Genomic DNA, 8288 nt, shown 5'->3' on the forward strand with positions numbered 1-8288 from the left:
CGCAGCGGGGCGAAAATGCCTTATGCCCATTCATATGGGGGTGGTGGGGCGTTTTTCAACTGCGAGGCGGGAGAAGGGACGAGCGGTGTTTCGTGCACAAGGTTGTGTTGTGTGGTCTGACGCCATCGCCAGCAAGCCGGCTCCTACAGGTTGTGTGACTTTCACGGATACGGTGAGCCGTGGACTTCACGGCGTTCGCGATACCGCGAACGATACATAACCTGTGGGAGCCAGCCTGCTGGCGATGAACGATGACGCGGTGTTCCTTAAGGGCTCAGCGGTTCTGGCGTTGTTGTAACAACAAGTTGCTGAAGCCGGCACCCGCCAGTTGTTTCTGGGCGGTGGTCAGTTGTTCGCGATTGCTGAACGGCCCGACCAAAACCCGATACCAGGTTTCATCCTTCACAGTGCCGGACTCGACCGCCACAGCCTGGCCTAACAGAATGATCTGCGCGCGCACCTTGTCCGCATCAGCCTCTTTGCGGAACGAGCCTGCCTGCAGGAAGAACTTCGTCACCGGCGCAGCCTTGACCGGCGGTGCAGGTGGCGGCGTGATCCCGGCCAGAGCAGCCTGAGCGCGTGCGGTGTCGATCTTCGCCGCTTCAGCCGGGGTGACTGGCGTTGTTGGAATGGCCGGCACTTGCGGCGTCGGCAGGGTCTTCTCCGGCACGGCATCTGGCGGCACGATGACCTCCGATTCTGGTAGCAAGGTGTAGAAATCGTACTTCGGCTTCACCGGTTGCGTCGGGCTCGGCGGGGTCTTGTTGGCCTCGGCGATCTTGGTGGCTTTCTGTTGCTGCTCCACCTTCTCGCGTTTGACCGTGTCGCTGCCTTTGCCCGGCTCCAGTTTCATCAGGAACACGATGAACGCGCCGACCGTCAGGCCGATCGCCATCCACAACCAACCCGGAATCGGTTGCTTTGCAGGAGCTTGGTAACGGCTGGCGCCACGCTTGGGTGCAGGTTTTTTCTTGGCGGCCAACTTACATACGCTCCAGAGTTTCCAGGCCCAAGAGTTCCAGGCCTTGCTTGAGGGTGCGTCCGGTCAGTGCGGCGAGGCGCAGACGGCTTTGCATTTGTTCCGGGGTTTCGGCGGCGAGGATCGGGCAGTTCTCGTAGAAGCTGGAGAACAGGCCGGCGACGTCGTACAGGTAAGTGCAAAGGATGTGCGGCGTGCCTTTTTCGGACACGTTGTTCAGGATTTCACCGAACTGTGCGAGTTTCGCCGCCAGCTCATGCTCGTGCGCCGCTTCGAGCACGATCTGGCCTTCGACTTCGCTGAAGTCCTTGCCGAGTTTGCGGAATACTCCGGCCACGCGGGTGTAGGCGTACAGCAGATACGGCGCGGTGTTGCCTTCGAAATTGAGCATCAGATCGAAGTTGAAGCTGTAGTCGCTGGTGCGGTGCTTGGACAGGTCGGCGTATTTCACTGCGCCAATGCCCACGACCTTGGCGATGTTGCGCAGCTCGGCTTCGGCCAGCTCGGGGTTCTTGTCTTTCACCAGGGTGTAGGCGCGTTCCTGGGCTTCGGTCAGCAGGTCGATCAGCTTCACGGTGCCGCCATCACGGGTCTTGAATGGACGGCCATCGGCGCCGTTCATGGTGCCGAAGCCCATGTGTTCCATTTCCATCGGATGGGTCACGAAGCCGGCCTTGCGCGCCACGGCGAACACTTGCTGGAAGTGCAGGGCCTGGCGCTGGTCGACGAAGTACAGCGCGCGATCAGCCTTGAGTTTGCCGCTGCGGTAGCGCACGGCCGCCAGGTCGGTGGTGGCGTAGAGGTAGCCGCCGTCAGCCTTGACGATGATCACCGGCAGCGGGTCGCCGTCGGCGTTCTTGAATTCGTCCAGGAATACGCATTGGGCGCCGTTGCTCTCGACCAGCATGCCCGCCGCTTTCAGATCGTTGACCACGTTGATCAGGTCGTCGTTGTAGGCGCTTTCGCCCATCACGTCGGCCATGGTCAGTTTGACGTTGAGCAGTTCGTAGATCTTCTGGCAGTGGGACAGCGAGATGTCCTTGAACTTGGTCCACAGCGCCAGGCAGTCGGCATCGCCGGCTTGCAGCTTGACGACCAGGCCGCGGGCGCGGTCGGCGAATTCTTCGGATTCGTCGAAGCGTTGCTTGGCGGCACGGTAGAAGTTTTCCAGGTCCGACAGCTCGTCGCTGGTGATCGGGTTTTCCTGCAGGTAAGCCATCAGCATACCGAACTGGGTGCCCCAGTCGCCGACGTGGTTCTGACGGATGACTTCGTCACCGAGGAATTCCAACACGCGGGCCACGCCGTCGCCAATGATGGTCGAGCGCAGGTGGCCGACGTGCATCTCTTTGGCCAGGTTCGGTGCCGACAGGTCGACGACGGTACGCTGTACCGGGCCGGCCTTGCGCACGCCGATGTGGGCGTCGGCCAGGGCGGCGTCCAGGCGCGAGGCCAGGGCATCGGTGTTCTGGAAGAAGTTCAGGAAGCCGGGACCTGCGATTTCGGTCTTGGTGATGTTTTCATCAGCCGGCAGCGCGGCGATGATTTTCTCCGCCAGGTCGCGGGGCTTCATGCCTGCAGGCTTGGCCAGCATCATGGCGATGTTGCTGGCGAAGTCGCCGTTCTTCTTGTCGCGGGAGTTTTCCACCTGGATCGCCGGCGACAGGCCTTCAGGCAACACACCTTCGTTGACGAGTTGGGTGATGGCTTGTTGGATCAGCTGGCGAATGGTGTCTTTCATGGTCTTCTCTTTCGACCGCAGGTGCGGCGGCGCATCATGCGCTGGTGGAAAAACTGGGCATTATCCGTTGCCAGGGCGGGCTTGCCAACCTTAGCAGGCAGGATGTGGATGTGTGGTGAAAATTGGGCCGCTATCGCTGGTGTTCACCCAGGCAGGTATCACCACAAAACCCCTGTAGGAGCTGCCGAAGGCTGCGATCTTTTGATCTTTCTAATACAAGTCCACCGGGTCAACATCCAGCGACCAGCGCACCGCCCGTCCGCTCGGCATCTGCTCCAGCACCAACAACCAACTGGTCAGCAAGCGGTGCAGGGGGGCTCGGGCTGTCGCTTGCAACAACAATTGCGCACGATAACGCCCGGCTCTGCGCTCCATCGGTGCTGGCACCGGCCCCAGCAGCTCGATGCCGGTCAGGTTCTGTTCCGCCAGCAACCGCTCGGCTTCGCGACAGGCTTCATCAAGAAAGCCCTCGGCTTGCCCCGGTTTGTGCGCTTCGGCCCGCAGCAATGCCAGATGCGCAAACGGCGGCAGGCCGGCAGCGCGACGCTCGCTCAAGGCCTGCTCGGCAAAAGCGAAGTAACCCTGCTCGGTCAGCTGGATGAGCAGCGGGTGGTCGGCGAGGTGTGTCTGGATGATCACCTTGCCGGGTTCCTCGGCGCGACCTGCGCGGCCCGCCACCTGGACGATCAACTGCGCCATGCGCTCGCTGGCGCGGAAATCACCGGAAAACAGTCCGCCGTCAGCATCAAGGATCGATACAAGCGTCACTCGTGGAAAGTGGTGCCCTTTGGCAAGCATCTGCGTGCCGATCAGAATGCACGGCTGGCCTTTTTGAATGGTTGCGAACAACTGGTTCATCGCATCTTTGCGTGAGGTGCTGTCACGGTCGACCCGCAGGACCGGGTAGTCCGGGAACAGAATCTGCAGGCGTTCCTCGGCTCGTTCGGTACCGGCCCCCACCGGACGCAAATCGACCTTGTTGCACTTCGGGCATTGGCGTGGCACGCGTTCAACGTAGCCGCAATGATGGCAACGCAGTTCGCCATAGCGCTGGTGCACGGTCATGCGCGCATCGCAGCGCTGGCACTCGGACATCCAGCCGCAGTCGTGGCACAGCAGGGTCGGCGCGAAACCTCGGCGATTGAGAAACACCAGAACCTGCTGGCCGGCAGCAAGTGTCTGGCCGATGGCTTGCTGCATCGGCCCGGAAATTCCGCTGTCCAGCGGACGACTTTTCACATCCAGACGCAAGAAGCGTGGCTGCTTGGCGCCACCGGCACGCTCGTTCAGCCGCAGGAGGCCATAACGACCGGTGTAGGCGTTATGCAGGCTTTCCAGCGACGGCGTCGCGGAGCCGAGGACGATCGGGATGTTTTCCTGGCGTGCCCGTACCAGGGCCAGATCGCGGGCGTGGTAGCGCAAACCTTCCTGTTGTTTATAAGAGCCGTCGTGCTCTTCATCGATGATGATCAGTCCGGGGTTTTTCATCGGGGTGAACAGAGCCGAGCGGGTGCCGATAATAATGTCGGCCTCACCGTCACGTGCCGCGAGCCAGGCGTCGAGGCGTTCACGATCGTTGACCGCCGAATGAATCAACGCGATGCGCGCATTGAAGCGCTGCTCGAAACGCGCCAGGGTTTGCGGGCCGAGGTTGATTTCCGGGATCAGCACCAGCGCTTGTTTGCCGGCCTCCAGGGTTTCGCGGATCAGCTGTAAATACACTTCGGTCTTGCCGCTGCCCGTGACGCCGGCCAGCAAAAATGCGTGATAACTGTCGAACCCGGCGCGAATCGCCTCATAAGCGGCGCACTGTTCCGGGTTGAGCGGCAACTCGGGTTGCGCCAGCCAGTGCTCATGGCGTGCGCCGGGAGCGTGCCGACGGATCTCGACTTGCACCAGGTCCTTGGCCAGCAATAGGTCCAGGCTGTCTTTGCTCAGCATCAGTTTGCTCAGCAATTGATGGGCGACGCCGTGGGGGTGCTGGGCAAGCGTCGCCAGGGCTTCTCGCTGGCGCGGGGCGCGGGCGATGCGCGGGTCGTCGAGACTGGCGCCGGGGGCGGCAGACCAGAATCGTTCCTGGCGCGCTTCGGCCAGTTCGCCTTGGCGCAGCAGCACCGGCAAGGCCCAGCTCAGCGTATCCCCAAGGCTGTGCTGGTAATACTGGGAGGTCCACAGGCACAGCTTGAACAGCGCGGGCGGTAGCGGCGGCGTGGCGTCGAGCAGCGCCAGCGCCGGCTTGAGCTTTTCGGCCGGGACTTCGCTGGTATCGGTGACTTCGACCAGAATCCCGATCATTTCCCGTCGCCCGAACGGCACCCGCAAGCGCATACCGGGGTGCAACTGCGTGCGCAGCACGCCAGCCGGCGCGCGGTAGTCGAACAGGCGGCGCAGAGGCGAGGGCAGGGCGAGGCGCAAAATGGCGTCGGGCACGCGGGGGGATCTCGATTAGCGAAAGATAAAAGCGGGGTTGCCTGTCCCCCTGTAGGAGCAAGCTTGCTCGCGATAGCGTCGTGTCAGGCAACACATATGCTGACTGACAGGCCCTCATCGCGAGCAAGCTTGCTCCTGCAGGGGATCGCGTATTGGTCCGGGAGCCTAGCAGACGGTCGGTCTCAGGGACAGCTTGCGTGATTGGCATTGTCTGGTAGAATCCGCGGCCTAATTACGTGCGGTATTCAACAATAGTGTTGGGTGGCGGCACGCTAGCCCGAGGAAGACACCATGAAAGCTGATATCCATCCAGAATACCCAGCAGTTGCTGTTACCTGCAGCTGCGGCAACAAGTTCGAAACCCGTTCGACCTTCGGCAAAGCCCTGGCGATCGACGTTTGCAACGAATGCCACCCGTTCTACACCGGTAAGCAGAAGACTCTGGACACTGGCGGCCGCGTTCAGCGCTTCGCAGACCGTTTCGGTGCTTTCGGCAAGAAAGCTCCAGCTGCTGCAGAGTAAGGTTAAGGAGCCCGATGGGCTTTTCCTTGCTGTTGAAAAAGGCGTCCCTTGCGGGCGCCTTTTTTATGTCTGCGATTTGGCTTTCAACTGCTCAAGCCTTCTGTCCGGCTCCCCATGGGCTGACATCCGCCACGGTAGAGCGCGTGGTGGACGGCGACACCCTTCGCCTGAGGGATGGTCGCAGTGTGCGCATGATCGGCCTGAATACGCCGGAGTTGGGCAAGAAGGGCCGTTCCGACGAACCCTTCGCAGTGACGGCGCGCAAGCGTCTCGAAGCGTTGGTGGCGGCAAGCGACGGGCAAGTCGGTTTGCTGTCCGGTAAAGAAAGCAAAGATCACTACGGCCGCACTCTGGCCCATGTCTACGGCGCCGACGGCGCTAATTTTGAAGCGCAAATGCTTGCCGAGGGCCTGGGTTTTCAGGTGGCCGTCGCACCGAATGTCGATTTGGTTGCTTGTCAGCAAATTGCAGAGCGCCGCGCTCGTGAGGCCGGGCTCGGCGTGTGGCGCCAGTCACCTGTGCTGAAAGCAGAACAGATCAATGCGTCCGGGTTTGCCGTGCTCAGTGGTCGTGTAAGCAAGGTTCAGCGCAATCGCGGCGGGGTTTGGATCGAGTTGCAGGATTCGGTTGTATTGCGTGTTGCACCCAATCAATTGGCGCGATTCGATATCGCTTCGCTGGAGCGCTTGAAAGGCAAGCAGGTCGAGGCGCGCGGCTGGGTACTCGATCGTTTGCGTCGCGGCGGACTTCAGGCTGGCCAGGCGCGCTGGATGTTGCCATTGACTGATCCGGCGATGTTGCAAGCGTTGCAGTGATAAAAAATTGTAGACATTTTTTCTGCTGATTGTGAACAGTCTATCCCTTGTGTTCCGCGGCTCTTGGCCCAAAGTCGTAGGGCAGGGCGCTTGACAGGGGTGACCAGCCAGTCTTGTGGGGACTTTGCGAGGCGCGTATCCTCGCTGACCAGTCTGTCCAACAGTAAAAAGCGGAATGCCAAAATGTCTGATCTGAAAACTGCCGCTCTCGAATATCATGCCAATCCTCGTCCAGGGAAGCTGAGTGTCGAGCTCACCAAGGCCACTGCTACCGCCCGCGACCTGTCGCTGGCGTACAGCCCGGGCGTAGCCGAACCAGTGCGTGAGATCGCTCGCGATCCTGAACTGGCCTACAAGTACACCGGCAAAGGCAACCTGGTTGCAGTCATTTCCGATGGCACCGCGATTCTCGGCCTGGGTAACCTCGGCCCATTGGCTTCCAAGCCAGTGATGGAAGGTAAGGGCGTGCTGTTCAAGCGCTTTGCCGGCATCGACGTTTTCGACATCGAAGTTGACTCCGAAAGCCCGCAAGCCTTCATCGACACCGTCAAGCGCATCTCCATCACCTTCGGTGGCATCAACCTGGAAGACATCAAGGCACCTGAGTGCTTTGAGATCGAACGCGCTCTGATCGAGCAGTGCGACATTCCAGTGTTCCACGATGACCAGCACGGCACCGCTATCGTGACCGCGGCTGGCATGATCAACGCCCTGGAAATCGCTGGCAAAACCCTGGCCGACGCCAAGATCGTCTGCCTGGGCGCCGGTGCTGCCGCCATCTCCTGCATGAAATTGCTGGTGAGCATGGGCGCCAACATCGAAAACATCTACATGGTCGACCGTACTGGCGTGATCCACTCCGGCCGTGACGACCTGAACCAGTACAAGGCTGTGTTCGCTCACGCGACCGACAAGCGCACCCTGGCTGACGCCCTGCAAGGCGCTGACGTGTTCGTGGGCCTGTCCGGTCCGAACCTGCTGAGCGCTGAAGGCCTGCTGTCGATGGCGCCTAACCCGATCGTGTTCGCGTGCTCAAACCCTGATCCGGAAATCTCCCCGGAACTGGCGCACGCCACCCGTAACGACGTGATCATGGCCACCGGTCGTTCCGACTACCCGAACCAGGTCAACAACGTACTGGGCTTCCCGTTCATCTTCCGTGGTGCCCTGGACGTTCGCGCCAAGCGCATCAACGAAGAAATGAAAGTGGCTGCAGCCAATGCCCTGCGTGAACTGGCCAAGCTGCCAGTGCCTCAGGAAGTGTGTGACGCCTATGGCGGCATCAAGCTGGAATTCGGTCGTGAGTACATCATTCCGAAACCAATGGATGCTCGTTTGATTACCCTGATCTCCGATGCCGTGGCCAAAGCCGCCATCGAGACCGGTGTGGCAACCCTGCCGTATCCGAAGAACTACCCGCTCAAAAGCGTGGATGACGTGTTCAACGGCTAAGTCGTTGTAGCGCTTCAACCAAAAGCCCCGGCTCGTGAGACTCGGGGCTTTTTTGTGCCTATTGTCCCGTCCTGAATAAGGTTTACACCTTCTGACCTATTTTCAGGAGGGAGCAATGGATTCGGGGAAAAGGCGCAGTCAGCGCGATTACACGCTGGCTTTTAAATTGTCGGTGGTCGATCAGGTCGAAAAGGGCGAGTTGAGTTATAAAGAGGCTCAACGGCGCTATGGCATCCAGGGTCGGTCAACGGTGTTGGTGTGGTTACGCAAGCATGGTCGGCAGGATTGGAGCCAAGGCGCGTCTATTCGAGTGCTGAGGAAGAGTTCCATGGCCGAGTCCACGGTACCG

The 8288-nt window shown here is 60.5% G+C and carries 7 protein-coding genes; 4 read left to right on the forward strand and 3 right to left on the reverse strand.

Features of this window, described 5'->3' with window-relative positions; translation table 11 throughout:
* Positions 1 to 274: 274 nt before the first annotated feature.
* The 3 genes from AD668_RS01025 to AD668_RS01035 form a co-directional block, all read right to left on the reverse strand.
* Entirely contained in the window at positions 275 to 982 is a 708-nt protein-coding gene (locus AD668_RS01025; protein ID WP_053153357.1) for an SPOR domain-containing protein, read from the reverse strand.
* Position 983: 1 nt separating this feature from the next.
* The gene (gene argS / locus AD668_RS01030; RefSeq protein ID WP_053153360.1) at positions 984 to 2720 is read right to left on the reverse strand and encodes an arginine--tRNA ligase; all 1737 of its coding nucleotides are present in this window, start codon (positions 2718 to 2720) and stop codon (positions 984 to 986) included.
* A gap of 210 nt (positions 2721 to 2930) precedes the next feature.
* A complete protein-coding gene (locus tag AD668_RS01035) occupies positions 2931 to 5150 on the reverse strand; it encodes a primosomal protein N' (RefSeq protein ID WP_053153363.1) in 2220 nt (739 codons plus the stop codon).
* A gap of 291 nt (positions 5151 to 5441) precedes the next feature.
* On the opposite strand from AD668_RS01035, the gene rpmE reads away from it, so the two are divergent.
* The 4 genes from rpmE to AD668_RS01055 all read left to right on the forward strand — a co-directional run.
* Positions 5442 to 5672 carry a 50S ribosomal protein L31 gene (rpmE, locus tag AD668_RS01040; RefSeq protein ID WP_053153366.1) on the forward strand — a complete coding sequence of 77 codons (231 nt, stop codon included), beginning with the start codon at positions 5442 to 5444 and terminating at the stop codon, positions 5670 to 5672.
* Between the two features lie 14 nt (positions 5673 to 5686).
* Entirely contained in the window at positions 5687 to 6487 is an 801-nt protein-coding gene (locus AD668_RS01045; protein WP_053153369.1) for a thermonuclease family protein, read from the forward strand.
* A gap of 183 nt (positions 6488 to 6670) precedes the next feature.
* On the forward strand, positions 6671 to 7939 hold the full coding sequence (locus AD668_RS01050; RefSeq protein ID WP_053153375.1) for a malic enzyme-like NAD(P)-binding protein: 1269 nt from the start codon (positions 6671 to 6673) through the stop codon (positions 7937 to 7939).
* 115 nt (positions 7940 to 8054) lie between these two features.
* Positions 8055 to 8288 (forward strand): helix-turn-helix domain-containing protein (locus AD668_RS01055; RefSeq protein ID WP_156322294.1); only part of this gene is annotated, 234 nt, incomplete at its 3' end.

Source organism: Pseudomonas sp. P1.8 (assembly GCF_001269805.1).
Classification (GTDB): Bacteria; Pseudomonadota; Gammaproteobacteria; order Pseudomonadales; family Pseudomonadaceae; genus Aquipseudomonas.